The sequence below is a fragment of the Flavobacterium sp. 1355 genome, from assembly GCF_017833415.1.
In the GTDB taxonomy this organism is placed as follows: Bacteria; Bacteroidota; Bacteroidia; order Flavobacteriales; family Flavobacteriaceae; genus Flavobacterium.
Window position 1 is genome coordinate 13980 of sequence record NZ_JAFICC010000020.1, and the last position, 19363, is coordinate 33342.

At 36.6% G+C, this 19363-nt stretch carries 13 protein-coding genes; all 13 read left to right on the forward strand.

Annotated features, from left to right (window positions below; genetic code table 11):
* Window positions 1-41: 41 nt before the first annotated feature.
* Window positions 42-836, forward strand: coding sequence for an SDR family oxidoreductase (locus JOD96_RS20800; protein ID WP_209566158.1), 795 nt, complete (start codon window positions 42-44; stop codon window positions 834-836).
* 55 nt (window positions 837-891) lie between these two features.
* Window positions 892-1212, forward strand: a complete 321-nt coding sequence (locus tag JOD96_RS20805) for a nuclear transport factor 2 family protein (protein WP_209566159.1) — start codon at window positions 892-894, stop codon at window positions 1210-1212.
* A 319-nt stretch (window positions 1213-1531) separates the two neighbouring features.
* On the forward strand, window positions 1532-2380 hold the full coding sequence (locus JOD96_RS20810; protein ID WP_209566160.1) for a helix-turn-helix domain-containing protein: 849 nt from the start codon (window positions 1532-1534) through the stop codon (window positions 2378-2380).
* A 252-nt stretch (window positions 2381-2632) separates the two neighbouring features.
* Entirely contained in the window at window positions 2633-3085 is a 453-nt protein-coding gene (locus JOD96_RS20815; protein ID WP_209566161.1) for an Hsp20/alpha crystallin family protein, read from the forward strand.
* Window positions 3086-3156: 71 nt separating this feature from the next.
* Window positions 3157-4332, forward strand: a complete 1176-nt coding sequence (locus tag JOD96_RS20820) for a cation:proton antiporter (RefSeq protein WP_209566162.1) — start codon at window positions 3157-3159, stop codon at window positions 4330-4332.
* A gap of 336 nt (window positions 4333-4668) precedes the next feature.
* Window positions 4669-7380 (forward strand): substrate-binding domain-containing protein, encoded by a 2712-nt coding sequence (locus JOD96_RS20825; protein ID WP_245188468.1) that lies wholly within the window; start codon window positions 4669-4671, stop codon window positions 7378-7380.
* A gap of 230 nt (window positions 7381-7610) precedes the next feature.
* Window positions 7611-8969, forward strand: a complete 1359-nt coding sequence (locus JOD96_RS20830) for a sugar porter family MFS transporter (RefSeq protein WP_209566164.1) — start codon at window positions 7611-7613, stop codon at window positions 8967-8969.
* A complete protein-coding gene (locus JOD96_RS20835; RefSeq protein ID WP_245188469.1) occupies window positions 8941-10530 on the forward strand; it encodes a glycoside hydrolase family 32 protein in 1590 nt (529 codons plus the stop codon). The genes JOD96_RS20830 and JOD96_RS20835 overlap by 29 nt, the downstream gene beginning before the upstream one ends.
* Before the next feature lie 18 nt (window positions 10531-10548).
* Window positions 10549-13653, forward strand: coding sequence for a SusC/RagA family TonB-linked outer membrane protein (locus JOD96_RS20840; RefSeq protein ID WP_209566166.1), 3105 nt, complete (start codon window positions 10549-10551; stop codon window positions 13651-13653).
* 20 nt (window positions 13654-13673) lie between these two features.
* Entirely contained in the window at window positions 13674-15365 is a 1692-nt protein-coding gene (locus JOD96_RS20845) for a RagB/SusD family nutrient uptake outer membrane protein (protein ID WP_209566167.1), read from the forward strand.
* 18 nt (window positions 15366-15383) lie between these two features.
* Window positions 15384-16781: a DUF4960 domain-containing protein gene (locus JOD96_RS20850; protein WP_209566168.1), complete on the forward strand. Its 1398-nt coding sequence runs from the start codon at window positions 15384-15386 to the stop codon at window positions 16779-16781.
* Between the two features lie 21 nt (window positions 16782-16802).
* Window positions 16803-18359: a glycoside hydrolase family 32 protein gene (locus JOD96_RS20855; RefSeq protein WP_209566169.1), complete on the forward strand. Its 1557-nt coding sequence runs from the start codon at window positions 16803-16805 to the stop codon at window positions 18357-18359.
* 24 nt (window positions 18360-18383) lie between these two features.
* The gene (locus tag JOD96_RS20860) at window positions 18384-19289 is read left to right on the forward strand and encodes a carbohydrate kinase family protein (protein WP_209566170.1); all 906 of its coding nucleotides are present in this window, start codon (window positions 18384-18386) and stop codon (window positions 19287-19289) included.
* The last annotated feature ends 74 nt before the right edge of the window (window positions 19290-19363 follow it).

Consider the following 19363-nt stretch of genomic DNA (forward strand, 5'->3'; position numbering starts at 1 on the left):
GAAAGTTACATAGTTCTGAAATTTGTACAAAAGAAATCAACATGAAACAAATACCAGATTATCAAAACGAGTTATCAGGCAAAATTGCACTGGTGACAGGAGGAACAAAAGGTGCCGGAAGAGCGATAGCCGAACGTTTAAAAAATGCAGGTGCGACGGTCATCATTATCGCGAGAAACCAGCCTGAAACACCGGATAAAGAGCTGCATTTCATTCCGGCAGATTTAAGTAAACCAGAAGCGGCAGATAAAGTGGCAGCAGAAGTATTTAATACATTCGGTAAGGTAGATATCCTGGTAAACAATCTCGGAGGCTCTGAAACTCCCGGTGGCGGATTTGCTGTATTAACCAATACAGATTGGGAAGAAACAATCCAATCCAACTTACTGGCGCCAGTTCGTCTGGATAAATCATTTCTTCCTCAAATGCTGGAAAACAAAAGCGGGGTAATTATACATATTGCATCTATTCAGGGAAAACTGCCTTTGTATGATTCTACGCTGCCGTATGCAGCTGCAAAAGCAGGACTTATTAATTATAGTAAAGGACTATCAAAAGAAGTATCTCCAAAAGGAGTCCGCGTGCTAACGGTTTCTCCGGGCTGGATTATGACCGAAGCATCCATCCGAATGATGGAACGTATTTCAGAAAGTAATAATATGTCTGTTGAAGAGGCTGAAAAAAGTGTAATGACAGCTTTGGGAGGCATACCTTACGGAAGACCTGCCAGACCACAAGAAGTAGCTGAACTTGTTGGATTTCTTGTATCGCCCAGAGCAGGTTATTTAACAGGAACGGAATATGTAATAGATGGCGGAACAATTCCAACAATTTAACTAATTGAATTTTTAGTAAATGCAAAAAAATTAGTAATAATAAAATAGATAAATTATGAACTTACCAAAAGTAGTACAAGACTTAGTAAACGCACAGAATAATTTTGACAGTACGGCCTTTGCCGATTGCTTTTCAGAAACTGCAATAGTATTTGATGAGGGTAAAAATTATACCAGTAAAACAGATATAAAAAACTGGATCGAAAAAAGCGCAAAAGAGTACAATGCAGTAACGAAACCAATTGATTTTAAAGGAGATGCTGAAAAAGGCAATTTAAAAGCAGAAGTTTCAGGAACTTTTCCGGGCAGTCCTTTGATTCTTACCTATAATTTTGAGTTTAAAGGAAATTACATCCAATCGCTGAAGATTGATTAAAATTCTAAAAATCTTATATTAAATTTTGAAGAATTATCTGGCCAGGAATTCAGGTAATTCTTCTAATTTTTATAAATGGATCACTTTACACATTCGAAACCACATTCGGTAGTCACAATAGTTTTACCAATTCAATTTATCAGGGAGTATTTGCCATACGTTGAGAAATAAAGCTAAATAAATTGTTAACTTTAGCCTTTATGATAGATTTTCTAATTAGTTCTATTAAGAATTTTAAAAACACATGAAAAAATCCCGGCTCTATACTTTGACACTTGCAAGACAGTTTATAATACCAGTAATCTAAGAATATATAAAAATGGTTACAGACTATAAAAAGATTGACTTATTCGGTCAAACCTTAATTCAAAAAGTAATATTAAAACCGCCTTTTGAATTTCCCTTTCCAGTATCAGATAACGCTTGCTTTTTATTTTCTCTGGAAGGTGAAATAGAATTTCACGCACAAGAAGAGCAAATGCTCGTTCCAAGTAACTATTCATTACTTCTAAATTGTGTAAATACCGGAAAAAAAATAAGCAACTCTGCAACAAGTACCCAGAATGAATTAGTTGTTATTAGTTTTCATCCTGATACTTTAAAAAAAATTTACCAAAGAGAGCTTCCTTTATTACTTCAAAAACCAAAAAGCAATATATCAAATCAATCAAGCGGGAAAATCAATAATGATTTTTTAATAAACAAATATATTGAAGGTCTTTTGTTTTATTTCGAAAATCCATCTTTAGTAAATGAAGAAATTTTAATTTTAAAATTAAAGGAAATCATTCTTTTATTGTCTCAGTCGCAAAATGCAGAAACAATTCAGGTAATCTTATCACAGCTTTTTTCGCCGGCTGCTTATACTTTCAGGCAAATTATAGAGGCAAATATATTTCTGCAAGTTAGTGTTGACGATCTGGCACAGAAAACCAATTTAAGTGTTTCCTCTTTTAAAAGAGAGTTTACAAAACTTTACAATGACTCTCCTGCAAATTATATCAAAACTCAAAGACTTGAGAAAGCTGCCGAACTACTTATAATTTCTGATCAACGCGTGACAGATATTGCTTTTGATTGCGGATTTAATGACCTCGCAAATTTTACTAAAAGTTTTCATGATAAATACAGCATTACTCCAACTAATTATCGCCTGAAATTAAAGTAAGGGAACAAATTTAAGAGCAATTCAAAATTGAATAATGAAACACAATGAACTGTTGACAGCAATTTAGCTTCAGAATTTTGTTTTAGAAATTTTTTTTGAAATAGAGATGTCAGAAAATGACAAAATTTCATTTCTGAAAGTGAAAATTTGTCATTTTTCTGCTGTGGCACAATTTTCGATTTTTGGTAAGGTATATCATTGTTAACCAGTGATATGGTGAAATTAATGTATAACAATTTAAAAGTAAAAGTTATGAATCTTATTAAAAGAAACGGAAATCAATACCCTGGTTTCCCACGTTTGTTTTTTGACGACTTTTTTGGCCGAGAGCTTTTCAATTGGGAAAACAATAACTTCTCCACAACAAGCTCGACACTGCCATCAGTGAACATTAAGGAATCTGCCGATAATTATCAGGTAGAAGTAGCTGCTCCGGGTATGGATAAAAATGATTTTAAAGTAGTTTTAGAGGGAAATCTTCTTACGATTTCCTCGACAAAACAGCAGGAGCAAACTAACGAGCAGGAATCCTTTACCCGTAAGGAGTTCAGTTACCAGTCATTCCAGAGAAGTTTTGAGCTTCCTAAAAATGTAGTGGAAGAGGAGCACATTTCTGCCAGATATGAAAACGGGCTGTTGCAGTTGACAATTCCAAAAAAAGAAGAGTCCAAACAAAAACCGCCTAGACAAATCGAGATTTTATAAAAATTAATTAGTAGTATGTTTCAGAAAGCTGTCTTTAGGACGGCTTTCTTACTTTATTTAATTTATCATCTATGTCATCGGAATTATTCTCAGGACTTGCGATACTTTCTTTTGTGTTTTTATTTTTAATCCTGCTTTTAAGACGATTAAGGCAGCCTTATTTTATTGCCTACATTGGAGCCGGCATCCTGCTGGGGCCACAGGTTTTGAATATCATCCATGAGGCGGAGGTTATCTTACAGCTGGGTGAAATCGGAATTGTGCTTTTAATGTTTTCGACTGGGAATGAAATCGATTTGGATCATTTCACAAAGAATATTTATAAGCCGCTGGTTATTGTACTAGTCCAGATAGCGCTAAGTTTTTTGTGTATATTCTGCGTCGGACAATACGCCGGTTGGGACATCAGGACAATTATTCTCATTACATTTATAATCAGCCTAAGCAGTTCGGCAATTGTTTTTCAGTATTTATCACAAACCGGAGAGATCAGGAGCGCGCTGGGTATAATCACCAGCGGTGTTTTGCTGATGCAGGATATTCTTGTCGTACCGATGATAGTGGCACTGAATTTTATGTCCGGAAGCAATATTTCTGTTTTTGAACTCATAAAGGTTTGTATCGGCGCCATTATTATCCTGTTGTTTTTAAGGGCCGCGGTGCAGAAAAAACTCTTCAAGATACCAATGGGAAGAGAAATTGCGGCAGATCATGACCTTCAGGTCTTCATCGGTTTTTGTATTTGTTTTGGAATAGCATGGGTTAGCTCATGGTTTGGGCTATCACCGGCTTTTGGTGCTTTTGCTGCCGGAATTTTCATCGGGCAGGATAAGGCAATACGCTGGCTGGAAAAGTCACTAATCCCGTTTAGGGTATTTTTTATGGCTTTCTTTTTTCTTGCCGTTGGCCTTCAGCTGGATACTCATTTTTTTGCAGATAATATTGGAACGATTCTCAAGGTAACATTTAGTGTGTTGCTAATCAATAGTGTGATCAATGCACTTTTATTCCGGTTCACAGGGAGCAGGTGGCGGGACAGCATTTACGGCGGAGCGTTGCTGTCGCAGATCGGGGAATTCAGCTTTGTTTTAATGACACTGGCCTCCTCGTTGAATCTTGTCGGAAAGTATACCTGCCAGCTCACCTTGGCGGTTATCACACTTACCATGCTTCTAACCACCGTTTGGATTACTATTATTCAGAAACTTATATACCGATTGTCCGAAAAACGGTCTGGGCATAAATAAAAAAGAGCTATGACAGCTCTTTTTTAAAAAAGTATGCGAACAATAACTATCATAATTACGAATTTAAGCGGAGTAACTGAAATAAACTAAAGGGACACTAAGCTCAAAAATGACCATTTTTACCTTTTTATTGCAGATATTTAACTACTCATTTGTATGCATGAAATAAAAGTTTAATTTTACTTTTTTTACTATACACATCTTCTTGCTTGTCATTACAAAATAATCCTTCCTAATTATTGAGACAAGTTCGATTGACCAAAAGCATTTTATGTGCTTATTTTTTTATTTACCCTAACGGATAATTTTATGTATCAATCTGTAAAATATATTTTGATGCTTTTATTAGCATCATTAAGTTTAGTTTCCTGTAAGCAAAAGCAAGGTGATAAAATCAAAGTTGGGTTTTCTCAGGCCATGACTACCGACGACTGGCGCAAGCAAATGAACAGCTCTATAAAAATTGAAGCCTCGCTGCAGCCTGATGTAGAATTAAAAATTAGTGACGCCAATAATAATATCGAGAAACAAATTGACGATATTGAAAGATTCATTTCTAATAAAGTAGATGTTATTATTGTATCTCCAATTCAATCAAAACCCCTAACGGCCGTAGTCGAAAAATCGATTAAAGCAGGAATTCCGGTTCTTGTTGTAGACAGAAAAATTGATGGCGAAAAATACACGGCTTATCTTGGAGCTGATAATATTGAAATTGGACGAATTGCCGGTCGTTATATAGTTTCGCACAGTAAAGGTTCCGGCAAAATAATCGAAATTACAGGAGCAATTGGTTCTTCGCCAGCGTACGAGCGCAGTTTAGGATTTGGACAAATAATAAATGAAAACAAGCGTATAAAAATCGAGAATACAATTCATGGTGACTGGGAGGGAGAATCTGTAAAAGAGCCTTTAAAGGCAATTCTGTTAAGCAATCCCAAGATTGAGTATATTTTTGCCCATAACGACCGCATGGCCCTGAGCGCCTGGGAAACGGCTAAAACTGTAGGACTCGAAAAGAAAATTAAATTTATTGGTGTTGATGGTTTAAACACCGTAAATGGTGGAATTGAATTGGTAAAAACCGGTGTTCTTGACGGTACTATTTTATATCCGACAGGAGGAAATGAGGCATTAAAATTGGCTTTAAAAATGTACAATAAAGAACCAATTGCAAAAAATAATATCCTCAATACCATTGTAATCGACAAGAACAATGCTGAAATTATCGAAAATCAAATGGATAAAGTCGATCAGCAGCAAGCCGTTATTGATTCGCAGCAAGGAGCAATAAAAGTTCAGGAAAAAGAATATGCTTCGCAGAACAATTTGGTTCGATTGCTAAGTTTCTTTTTGGTGATTATTTTGAGTTTAACGATTTACAGTATTTATTCGACGATTTCTATTTCAAGAAAGAAAAAACAGCTTGAGAGAATTAATCAGACTGTTATTGATCAGAATAACGAAATTCAGGAAATGGCTCAAATTGCCCAAAAAAGCAATGAAGCAAAATTGAATTTCTTTACCGGACTTTCGCATGAATTTAAAACACCCATAACTTTGATTATGAGTTATGTAGAATCGTTAATCGAAAACGAAAAAATTAAAGGAACCACGCTTGTTGATGAAGTAAAACTGATTCATAAAAACTCAAACAGATTACTTCGATTAATAAATCAATTGCTGGATTTTAGAAAAATAGAAGAGCAAAAATTTACATTGAGAGCTTCAAATACAAAAATCTATGAGTTTACAAGTGACGTCATGACCAATTTCAAAGGCGAAGCTGCCCGCAGAAATATTGATTTTCAGCTGAGCTGCAAAAACAAAAACCTGGAATTGTTTATAGACAGAGGCTTGATGGATAAGGTATATTTTAATTTGCTCTCCAATGCTTTTAAATTTACACCCGATAATGGAAAAATCAATATTTCGATTGTAGAAAACCAAGACAATACAGTTAAAATCAGTTTTAAAGATTCCGGAATTGGAATCCCTGAAAATGAATTATCAAATGTTTTTAATCCGTTTTTCAGGGCCTCAAATAATAATAAAAACAGTTCAGGAATTGGGCTTCATCTCTCCAAAGAATTTGTGCTTTTGCACCACGGAACAATCGAGTTAAAATCAAAACAAGGAAGTGAATTTGTAATTACTTTATTAAAAGGAACCAGTCATTTACAGCCTTCTGAAATGATTAATAAAGCTGAAAATCTGGATGTAACGCCAAATTTAATATCAGATAATTTAGATATCGAAACGGAGTTAAATGTAGTAAATGTAGTTTCTGAATCAGAAAAACATACGCTTTTGATTATAGAAGACAATATCGATTTGGTAACATTTTTAAAAACTAAATTATCAAATGAATATGTAGTTCATACTTCAGACGGAAGCGATGCTATTGAAAAAGCAATGGCAATTGTTCCGGACATCATCATTTGCGACATTAATCTGGTAGACAAAGACGGTTACGAAATTAGCAAAGAATTGAAAAAGGATTTACGTTCGTCACATATTCCAATTATTATATTAACCGCGCAAAGTGATAAAGAATCTACTTTGAAAGGTTTGCAAAGTGGAGTAGATCAATATCTTACAAAACCTTTTAGTCTTTCTATTCTAAAACAATCTATTTCGGGTTTGCTTTTCAACAGAGAAAAACTTCGTTATTATTACACCAATAATATTTACCGCATTGAGCCTGAGTCTAAATTTGGCAATCAGGAACAGTCATTTATTACTAAAATGAATGATATTATCAAGATGAATGTTGAAAATCCTAAATTCTCTGTTGAAGATTTAGCCGATAAACTTGGGGTGTCCCGAGTGCAGCTGTATCGAAAGGTAAAAGCAATTATCGGAATTAATATCAGCGATCATATTAATAATGTAAAATTGGAGAAAGCAGCAGAGCTTTTAAAGTCCAATAACATGAATATTTCTGAAATTGCATACTCACTGGGATTCTCTTCTCCAAACTATTTTTCTACAGCTTTTAAGAATAAATTTGGAATTTCACCAAAGGAATACAAATCTTCCAATTAATATGAGTTCAAAATTGATACAAATTACGTATCAATTTTGAACCTAATGTAACAAAATCGAAACTACACGGTTTTCGTAAATAAATTTTAAATTCCGTAAAGCCTTGTAAATAAGGCTTTTTTTGTTTAAATATCAAACTGTCAGTATTTATAGAATTAAATTGTAACATCATTAAAAATAAGTTGTTTTTTTTGCGGATATCTTAGCGATAAGTTTTTAATACATCTACAATGAACAAGATATTAATTTGGTCTGTTACTGCTGCACTGGCAGGTTTTCTATTCGGTTTTGATACCGTAGTTATTTCTGGAGCTGATAAACAATTACAGCTTCTTTGGCAATCTTCTGATGCTTTTCATGGATCTGTTGTTATGGCAATGGCACTTTGGGGAACAGTTGTAGGTGCTATTTTTGGTGGAATCCCAACAAATAAGATAGGTCGTAAGAAGACACTATTCTGGATCGGGATTCTATATTTCATTTCGGCTGTAGGTGCTGCTTTTGCAAATGATCCCTTTGTATTTGCTGCCTTCAGATTTATAGGAGGTTTAGGAGTGGGGGCTTCTACTATTGCTGCTCCGGCCTATGTTTCTGAAATTGCCCCGGCTGACAAACGCGGACGTCTGGTAGCGTTATACCAGTTTAATATTGTACTTGGAATTTTAATTGCCTTTATCTCAAACTACTTTTTAAAAGATATTGGAGAAAATGCCTGGCGTTGGATGGTTGGAGTTCAGGCTATTCCATCTTTCATTTATATTCTTTTTATACTTACAATTCCGGAAAGCCCAAGATGGCTGTTGTCTAAAAACCGTGATGAAGAAGCGCGTAAAGTACTTTTCAAAATTGATCCGACAGCGAATCTTATTGATATTATGGACGATTCAAGAGAAAATGGTGTGACCAAACATGAGAATATCTTCATGAAAAAATACCGTTTTCCGTTGATATTAGCTTTTTTAATTGCATTTTTTAATCAGTTTTCAGGAATCAATGCCTTTCTATATTACGCGCCAAGAATTTTTGAAGAAGCAGGTTTAGGACAAAACACCGCTTTGCTGAGCAGTATCGGAATCGGGGTTACCAATCTTATTTTTACTTTAATCGGTGTAGCATTAATTGACAAATTAGGAAGAAAGTTATTAATGTACATTGGTTCAATCGGATATATTATTTCCTTAGGATTGGTTTCGGCCGCATTTTATTTCAATTGGGGAGGATTATCAGTACCTATTTTCCTTTTCTTATTTATCGCTTCTCATGCCATTGGTCAGGGAGCAGTGATCTGGGTTTTTATCTCAGAAATTTTCCCAAATCACATTCGTGCCTCGGGTCAGGCTTTTGGAAGTTCAGTACACTGGGTTTTAGCTGCTATTATTCCGTCTTTAATTCCAATGCTGTTTTCAGAAATAGGCCCGGAAGTCGTATTCTTAATTTTTACCCTTATGATGGTGCTGCAATTACTGTTTGTCATTTTTATAATGCCGGAAACTAAAGGAATTTCTTTAGAAGTATTAAGTGAAAATCTAACCAAAAAAAATATCAAAAAAAATGAAATCAATGAAACATCTACCGCTGGCATTTTATAGTGCTATACTACTATCGATAGGAGGCTGTAAACCAGCTGTTGCTCAAACAACGGCAACTACAGTTTCCACTTCTGCAGAAGAGCAAATGTACCGTCCTAATTTTCATTTTTCCCCTAAAAAAGGCTGGATGAACGATCCTAACGGCTTGTTTTATCTCAATGGCACTTACCACTTATTTTTTCAGCATACGCCGTTTCAAAGTGTACCGGATTTTGGCAAAATGCATTGGGGACACGCTATAAGTAAAGATCTTGTAAAATGGGAAGAACTGACTCCGGCACTTGCTTATGACGAGAAAGGTGCGATATTCTCTGGAAGTGCTGTTGTGGACAAGGATAATACATCAGGATTTGGTGATGGGAAGAACGTACCGGTAGTAGCAATATTTACCTACCACGATATGAAGAAGGAAAAAGCGGGAGAAATCGATGCACAGTCTCAGGCAATAGCCTATTCATTGGATAACGGAAAAACCTGGACAAAGTACAGCAACAACCCTGTATTGAAAAACCCTGGAATAAAGGATTTTAGGGACCCTAAAGTTTTCTGGGATGCTAAAAGAAAACAATGGGTAATGGGACTGGCAGCACAGGATAGACAACATTTTTATACTTCAAAAAACCTGAAAGACTGGACGTTTCTTTCGGAATTTGGTAAAGATGTCGGTGGACACGGCGGCGTTTGGGAATGCCCGGATCTTTTTCCAATAAAATTAGATGGGACTAATGAAGAAAAATGGGTACTTATCGTGAACATCAATCCGGGTGGTCCGAATGGAGGTTCTGCCGCACAATATTTTGTAGGCGATTTTGACGGGAAAACTTTTAAGATGGATGATGTTTTTGCAAAGCAGCTTGAGAAACAAAAGATCGCCTGGCTGGATTGGGGGCGTGATAATTATGCGAGTGTGACTTTTAACAATGTTCCTGATGACAAAAGAATCATTATCGGATGGATGTCCAACTGGGAGTATGCGCTGCAAGTACCGACGAATGCATGGAGAAGTGCTGCCACAATTGCTCGTGAAGTTAAGTTAATCAAAAAAGGAAATGAGTATACACTTGTTAGCAATCCGGTAAAAGAAGTTAACAAATATGTTTCTAAAACCATTAAAGGGAAAAACCTTAAAGGGAAAGGAAAACTTTCCATTCCGGAAGCAGGAAAAATTGATTTAACTAAGGCTATTGTCAATTTTAATGTAAAAAACTTAAAAACGGATACCTACACTTTTACACTTTCAAACGCTCTTGGTGAATCTTTAACGTTCGGATTAAACAATTCAGAACACTATTTATTCCTGGATCGTTCGAAGTCAGGAAAAACAGATTTCTCAGACAAATTTGCTTCCACAATTACCAAAGCGGCTTTAGACGGAAATCAAAAAGAAGGTGCTTTTAAAATTATTTTAGACAAAACCTCTATTGAAATATTTTACAACAATGGCGAAAAAGTAATCACCGAAATCTTTTTCACAAACCAGCCATTTACTTCTCTGTCGGTTTCTTCAAACGAAGGAATTGAATTGAGCAACCTTGTACTTAACCAATTAAATATAAACTAACTAAAAACCACTAACCTCATGAAAAGTAAAATTATTTATTTTCTATTTTTCTTCTTTCCAATGCTGATTTTAACAGCGCAGGAAAGCGGAATTAAAGGAACAGTAATTTCGTCCGACGACGGAATGCCGCTTCCGGGAGCAACCGTACTTATTTCGGGTACAAATACGAGTACAGTCACAGATTTTGATGGAAATTTTTCATTCGGAAATATAAATGCAGATGCTGTAATTGTGGTTTCTTTTATCGGATATACACCACAATCGATTCCCGTTAAAGGACAAAAAACAGTCAATGTTACGTTAAAAGTAGACAACAATCAACTAAATGAAGTTGTGGTAACAGGATACTCCAAACAAAAGAAAACGGACATTACCGGAGCAGTTGCCGTGGTAAACATGAAGGAAGTCATGAAACAGACGGAACCAAACCCAATAAAAGCGTTACAGGGAAGAGTAGCCGGGGTGAAAGTTTCGTCTGACGGATCTCCGAGCGGAGGAAATACAAAAGTGGTAATTCGTGGAGTAGGAACTTTAAACAACACAGATCCTCTTTATGTAATTGACGGTATGCCTACTAAATCGGGAATGCACGAATTGAATCCGAATGACATTGAAACCATTCAGGTTTTAAAAGATGCTTCTTCAGCAAGTATTTATGGTTCCCGTGCTTCAAATGGAGTAATTATCATCACTACCAAAAAAGGAAAAGAAGGTAAGATGAGAATCAATTTTAGCACCTATACTTCTATTTCTGATTATTCAAGAAAGCTTGAAGTGCTAAATGCAAATCAGTTTGGCCAGGCTTTATGGCAGGCGAATGTTAATGACGGATTAAATCCAAACAATAATAACCTGCGCTATCAGTTTGACTGGGAAGTAAAGAATAATAAACCACAACTAAACAAAGTTTTGGTTCCTGAATATTTAGATGCAGAACAAACGCTGAAGGCATCCAATACAGACTGGTACGATGCGATTTCACAAACCGGAGTTGCAAAATCTTACGATTTGTCAGTTTCAAATGCATCAGAAAGAGGGAACTATGTTTTTTCTTTGGGATATTATGGAAATGAGGGTGTTGTAAAAACAACTGATTTTGAAAGAATCTCCGCCAGAATGAATGGCTCTTATAAATATTTTGACGGTAAACTGGTTATTGGGGAAAACTTTAGTTTCAATCGTACCAATGAAGTTACCGATCCTTTGGTACTGGATCCTGCACTTCGTGCACTGCCAATTATTCCGGTACATACGGTTGACGGAAAAGGCTGGGGCGGACCAGTAGGCGGAATGAATGACAGACAAAACCCTGTTCGTCTTTTAGAATACAACAAAGACAATAAATACGATTATTTACGTCTTTTCGGAAATATGTATGCAGATCTTGAAATCATCAAAAACCTACATATCAAAAGTAGTTTTGGTATCGATTATGGGTTTTATAAAAAACGTACACTTCAAAGAAGTTACAAGTCAGGATATCTGCAAAACAATCAAACATCGGTTACTATTGATGAGTCTGTTAGCGATAAATGGACCTGGACCAATACGGCTATTTACAGTTTAAATTTCGGAAAAAGCAACCTGAATTTAATGGCGGGAACCGAGATGTATAAAGATGTTTTTGACAACACAGCTTTGCGTAAAAATGACTTTTTGATCGAAACTCCTGATTATATGTATCCTGATGCAGGAACAGGAGAATCATTTACAAGCGGAACATCAACCGTATATTCTTTGCTTTCTTATTTCGGAAAAGCCGATTATGAATTCGATAATCGCTATCTGGTTTCAGCTACAATTCGTCGTGATGGTTCTTCCCGTTTTGGTAAAAACAATCAATTCGGAACCTTTCCGGCAGTTTCAGCAGGATGGAGAATCAGTAATGAAAATTTTATTAAAAATAATGCGCCTGTTTTTTCTGATTTAAAATTAAGGGCAGGATGGGGACAAACCGGAAATCAGGAAATTAGCAATACAGCTGTTTACAGTTTGTACCTGGCTAGTTATGCAGGCGGAAGTCCAACCTGGGCAACATCTTTCGGAACTGCTTACGATATTGCAGGAAACGGAAACGGATTACTTCCGTCTGGTTTCATTGCAACACAATCCGGAAATGATGATTTAAAATGGGAAACCACTACACAAACCAATATTGGTTTAGACTTTGGGTTATTCAAACAAAAATTAAGCGGTTCTGTTGATTATTATATTAAGAAAACAGAAGATATTTTGGTTTTACCGCCTTATCTGGGCGTAATTGGCGAAGGTGGAAATCGTTGGGTAAACGGAGCGTCGATGGAAAATGAAGGATGGGAAGTTTCTTTGGGATATCGCGATGAAACATCATTTGGATTGAAATATGATATTTCGGCTAACATTTCGGCTAACAAAAACAAGATTACGCAATTGCCGGATGAAGTAAGAAATAATTACGGAGGAGACGGATTAAATGATAATATTTTAGGACGCCCGATTAACTCAATGTATGGATATGTTACTGACGGCTTATTTAAAAGTCAGGACGAAGTAGACAACTCGGCTATTCAGGAAGGAAAAGGTCTGGGAAGAATTCGTTACAAAGATTTAAACGGCGACGGAACCATAACAGATAAAGATCGTACCTGGATTGGTAATCCAAACCCGGGCTTGTTGTACGGATTTAATTTAGGATTAGGATATAAAAATTGGGATTTCACCACTTTCTGGGAAGGAGCAAGTGATGTTGATGTGATTAATAATACCAAATATCAAACTGATTTCTGGAGCGTTGACGACGTAGGTTCAAACAAAGGAACTCGTTTATTAAATGCCTGGTCTGTAGACAATCCAAATTCGACTATTCCGGCTCTAACTACTGTTGATAGAAATGCAGAATCAAGATTTTCCACTTATTATGTAGAAAATGGAAGCTATCTGAAACTTAGAGTTTTACAATTTGGATATAGTCTTCCTAAAGATTTATTGAAAAAAATGAATTTCGACAGCTTTAGATTGTACATCAGCGGACAGAATTTATTGATTATTGATGCTAAAAGCTTTACTGGTGTAGATCCTGAAAATGCCGGATTCGGATATCCGCAGCCAACGACTTTCACGGCTGGTCTTAATTTTACTTTATAATAAAGATTAAATCAAAAAACATGAAAAAAATACTATATATAACAGGGTTTTTAGTGCTGGGAATGTTTGCATCCTGTTCTGATTTTCTGGAAGAAGATCCTCGTGGCGTGTTATCTGAAGAAGATATTGTAACACCCGAATCAGTAGAAGGTTTTATGAATGCGGCTTACGCACAATTAGGGAATGATCATTATGATTCGCCTTATAGTTTGTGGCCCTTTGGAAATGTACGTTCTGATGATGCATACAAAGGCGGAAGCGGAACTAACGATATTCAGGATTTCCACTTTTTTGAAGTTTCAAATAATATCAGATCGGATTTTGGTGAATTAGATAATTTCTGGTACATCAGTTATGTGGGTGTTTCCAGAGCAAATAAAGCTTTGAAGGCATTAGAACAAATTTCGGAAGCCGATTATCCGTTAAAGAAAACACGTATGGCCGAGATGCGTTTTTTAAGAGGACACTTCTATTTTATGCTGAAAATTATGTTCCGAAATGTTCCTTACATCACAGAAGATATTGCGGTAGAAGACTATAAAACGATCTCTAATAAAGCACTTTCAAACGAAGAACTTTGGAATAAAATTGCCGAAGATTTTCAGGCAGCAGCCAATAATTTACCCGAAACGCAGCCACAGGTTGGCCGTGCCACTCAAAAAGCGGCATATGCGTATCTGGCAAAAACACGCTTGTATCAGGCGTATACGCAGGATGAAACATATAAGGTTACAGGAATTAATCAACAGCATTTGCAGGAAGTAATTGCAGCAACAGATAAAGTAATAGGAAAAGCAAACCTGGAGCCTGATTTTGCAAATAACTTTTTGCCGGGAACTTATGAAAACGGAACCGAATCGATATTCTCTATTCAATTCTCAGACAATGACGGAACTTTATACGGAAGATTAAATTTTTCAGATGTACTCTCAACACCTCAGGGTTTAGGATGTTGTGATTTTCATAAACCAAGTCAAAACTTAGTAAATGCTTTTAAAACAGGTGCGAATGGTTTACCGCAATTTGACACTTATAATGATCAGGATTTTGATTATAAAAATATAGATGCCAATACAGTTGATCCAAGATTGTATCATACTGTGGCCATGCCAGGTCTGCCTTATAAATATGATCCGGAATTTTTATATGTGGAGGCTTGGGTAAGATCTCCGGGAACTTACGGCTATTTTGCTTCATTAAAAGAAAATGTAGCGCCAAACTGCAGTTGTGTGGTGAATATTGATCCGTTTTACGGGAATTCAAAAAACAGAATCCAGATTCGTTATGCCGATGTGATTTTAATGCGTGCCGAAGCTTTGATTGAATTAGGAAGACAAGCCGAAGCTTTACCATTAATCAATCAGATTAGAGAAAGAGCTGCTCAAAGTACAGGAAGACTTCCGTATGTGAACAACTTTAAAATCAATACCTATGTTGATGGAGTAAATTGTAACTGGACACAGGATTTTGCACGTCAAGCAATGCGTTGGGAGCGTCGTTTAGAATTGGCGATGGAAGGAAGCCGTTTCTTTGATTTAGTGCGCTGGGGTGTTACAGATGAAGTGATGAATGATTTTTATGCTGGCGAAAAAACAAAACGTGCGTATTATCAGGATGCCTTTTTTGATGAAGGTAAAGAAGAGTACTGCCCAATTCCGTTGAAACAAATTAATTTCAGTCAGGGGTTATACAAACAAAATCCAGGTTATTAATCTATTAAGAACATTCACATGAGAAAATTTCTATATAAAAATTGGACTAAAGTATCGTTGATACTGGCAATGTTTTTTATGGTTACAGCCTGCGAAAACAGTTTTGAGAGTGGTGGTTTTGATGTCAATTCACCTGCTAATGTTATTTCTTTTAAAATAAACGGAGTAGCAGGAGTAATTGACCAGAAAACGGGAAAAATTAATGTCACGATACCTTATGGATCAGATATTACTGCAGTAAAGCCTGAAATGGTTTTAGAGGCCGGCGCAACATCAAATCTGGATGTAACAGTTCCTGTCAATTTTACCAATCCGGTAAAAATCAGAGTAGTAAATGGTAATTTGTACAAAGACTATACGGTAACGACAGTAGTTTTAAGTCCAATTAAAAGTTTTACTATTAATGGAACTGTGGCAACCGTAAACGATATAAGCAAAACGATTACGATGACTTTACCGGAAGGCACCAATTTAACAGCTTTAAAACCAGTTATTGAATTGACCTCAGGTGTGTCTATTTCACCTGCCTCAGGAACTGCGATTGATTTTACAAATGCAGTAACTTTTGTGGTAACCTCCAATGGAAAAAGCGTGAATTATACCGCTAATATTGGTGTTCCGGTATCAGGATTGGTAGTTGCTTTTCTTGGAACCGCAGCAACAAGAGCTGAAATTACAAATATGGATGAAATTACAGCTGCCGATTGGTTCTTTTCTACATTTAGCGGAGCGAAATACATTTCATTTACCAGTGTAGAAAATGGTGCAGATCTAAGCGATGTTGATGTAATCTGGTGGCATTTTGATTCAGCAGCCAATTTACCGGCAATTGCTTACAAACCTGCGGTTACTACAGCTTTAAAGAATTTCAGGACGAATGGAGGAAATTTACTTTTAACTTCTTTTGCCTCTCAATATGTAGATGCTTTAGGAATTGTTCCTTCAGGAAAAGGACCGAATAATGTTTTTGGCGATTTTCCTCCAAACGGATTTGTAGATGCAAATTCCTGGGGAATGTCTTTTGTAGGTCATGAGAGCCATCCTATTTTTGATGGACTAACAACTTATGAAAACGGGAAAGCGAATCTGTTACAAGGCGGAACTTTCAGATTAAACCATACTGCATGGTGGTTTATACCAGAATGGGGCGGTTACGTAAATGGAGAAGGCTGGAGAAACCAAACCGGAGGAACCAATTTAGCCAGTGAGGCCTGGGATAATAATCTGGACGGAAGAGTTACCATTGCAGAGTTTCCAAACACGGCAGTCAATAAAAATGTGGTCGTAATTTCGATGGGAGCCTACGACTGGTATAACGAAACCAATAGCAGCGGTGTGCCAAGTCAGAGTAATGAGTTTATCAATAACATCAAACTTTTGACGCAGAACAGTATTAATTATCTGGCTAAAAACTAATCCGACTTGAAATCAACAAAAATGAAATATAGAAATATAATAACAGTAGCTTCCATTTTCTTTTGGCTAGTGTCCTGCAGTCAGGATGACACCTATATTGGAGGTTCCGTTTCAGGGGGTAATACTGAGCTGACAAGTATTTTTCCCGTTCCGCCTTCACAATGGATGGGAGCAAATGATCCTTATTATAGTGCAGGTTATACGGGGGATATTATGCCTTTTTTCGACAACGGAAAATTCCATATTTATTTCCTTCATGATGCACAAAACAAACCCGCAGGAAAGGGATTTCATGATATTCATGAATATTTAAGTACCGACCTGGCTCAGTTTACTTATGAAGGACAAACAATTCCGTTTGGAGAAGCCGCAGATCCTGATTTTGCCATCGGTACAGGTTCAGTTGTAAAAGTGGGCAGCCTTTATTATTTTTATTACACAGGGCACAATGGAACTCCCGCTTTTGTACAATCCAATGCCAGAGAAAGCGTTTTGTGCGCTACAAGTTCTGATTTGAAAAACTGGACAAAAGTTCCTTCTTTTAAAATCACAGCACCGACAGGATATTATAATTATGATTTCAGAGATCCGCACGTGTTTTATAATGAGGAACTGAAAAAATATTCAATGCTGGTGAGTACACAAACCGAACCGGGCAGAAAAGCAGTTTTGCTGCATTTTACAAGTGCTGATCCTGCATCTGGAAAGTGGGATGTTCAGGTGCCCATTTATACGACAACTCCGGAAGATAATTATTTAATGATGGAGTGCGCCGATATTTTTAAAATGGGTAACTATTGGTATTTGATTTTCTCTGAAAACTGGAGTGGTGATAAGGGAACGCATTACAGAATGGCAAATTCTATAAACGGCCCATGGACCAAACCGGAAAATGATAAGGTTGACGGAGAATATTTTTATGCCGGTAAAACAGCTTCTGACGGAAATAAGAGATATGTTTTTGGATGGAATGCCAGAAAAACACCTGAAAATGATCTCGGAAATAAAGATTGGGCAGGAAATATGGTCATTCATGAATTGGTTCAAAATGCTGATGGAACCCTCGGGACACATACGCCGCAATCTTTTAAAGATTTATTCTCTAAAAAGAGCAGTACAGCTGAGGTTGATGTGGCTTCAGATAACGTGACAATAAATAACGGAAATTATACTTTATCAGGCACGACAGAAAAAGCAATCGTAACTTTTAAAGCCGCAGGCAAAAAAGCCAGAATAAAAGGAGAAGTTACCTTCTCCAGTAACAGCGGAACGACAGGATTTGTTTTTCATACCAACGATACCGGAGGTTATTATAAGATTGCTTTTGATATAACAAAAGGTAAAATCATAGGTTATAATTCTGCTTCGCAGGAAGTAACCCAAATGCCATTTCAATTTCAGGTGAATACAAAATATGATATTGAAATAATTGCCGAGGGTAGTGTGGCGGTGCTTTACATTAACGGAAAAACGGCATTAACGAATCGTATTTACGGAAGAGACAAGAATAAATGGGGATTGATTGCTGAAGGACAGAATAGTACTTTTTCTAATCTTCAGCTTACAACACCAGAATAACATTAATATAAAATAATTTTTAGAATGAATAACGGAAAAAACCTTAAGGCGGTGGCCTACGGAGAGGTGCTTTGGGATGTTTTTGCCAATGAAAAAAAGATTGGCGGCGCACCGCTTAATGTAGCACTGCGAATGAAAACATTAGGCTGCGAAGTGGCGATGATCAGCTGCGTAGGAAATGATGAAGATGGAGAAGCTATTATCAGTCAGGTTAAGAGTTTAGGACTTGAAACCGACACTATTGTAAGGGCAGCCGATTTCCCGACTGGCCTGGTTCAGGTTACTTTAAGTGAACGTGGTTCTGCAAGTTATGAGATCAGTTATCCATCCGCTTGGGATAAAATTGTATTGAATGATTTGGCCCGAAGCTCCGTTTCTGATGCTGATGTTCTAATTTATGGAAGTTTAGTTTGCAGGGATGAAGTTTCAAGGCTTGCGCTCGAAGAACTCCTGCAGGCAGAAATCTTTAAGGTTTTTGATGTGAACTTAAGAAAACCGCATTATTCGTATGAAATGCTGGAGCAATTAATGCATTCAGCAGACTTTATTAAATTCAATGATGAGGAATTGTTAGAAATAACCGCAGCTATGAAATCTCCTTTTAAAACTTTGGAAGAGAATATGATGTTTATAGCAGAAAAAACCAATGTCAATGCGATGTGCGTGACAAGAGGAAAGCATGGAGCTTTGCTGATGTGGAAAGGTCAGCTCTTTGAAAATACCGGTTATCCTGTAGAGGTTGCCGATACAGTAGGAGCAGGCGATTCGTTTTTAGCAGCTTTAATTACATCATTACTTACCGGAAAAGAGCCTCAATATGCTATCGATTTTGCTTGTGCAATAGGGGCTTTGGTTGCAGAAGCGCCAGGAGCTAACCCGGAAATTTCGTATTCTAAAATTGAAACATTAATGTCCGGAATTAAAGTTTAATATTTATTTTAAACAAAGGGTCATAGTATTCGGTTAATTGAGTACTTATGTTTTTTTTGAAGTTAAGCCTGATA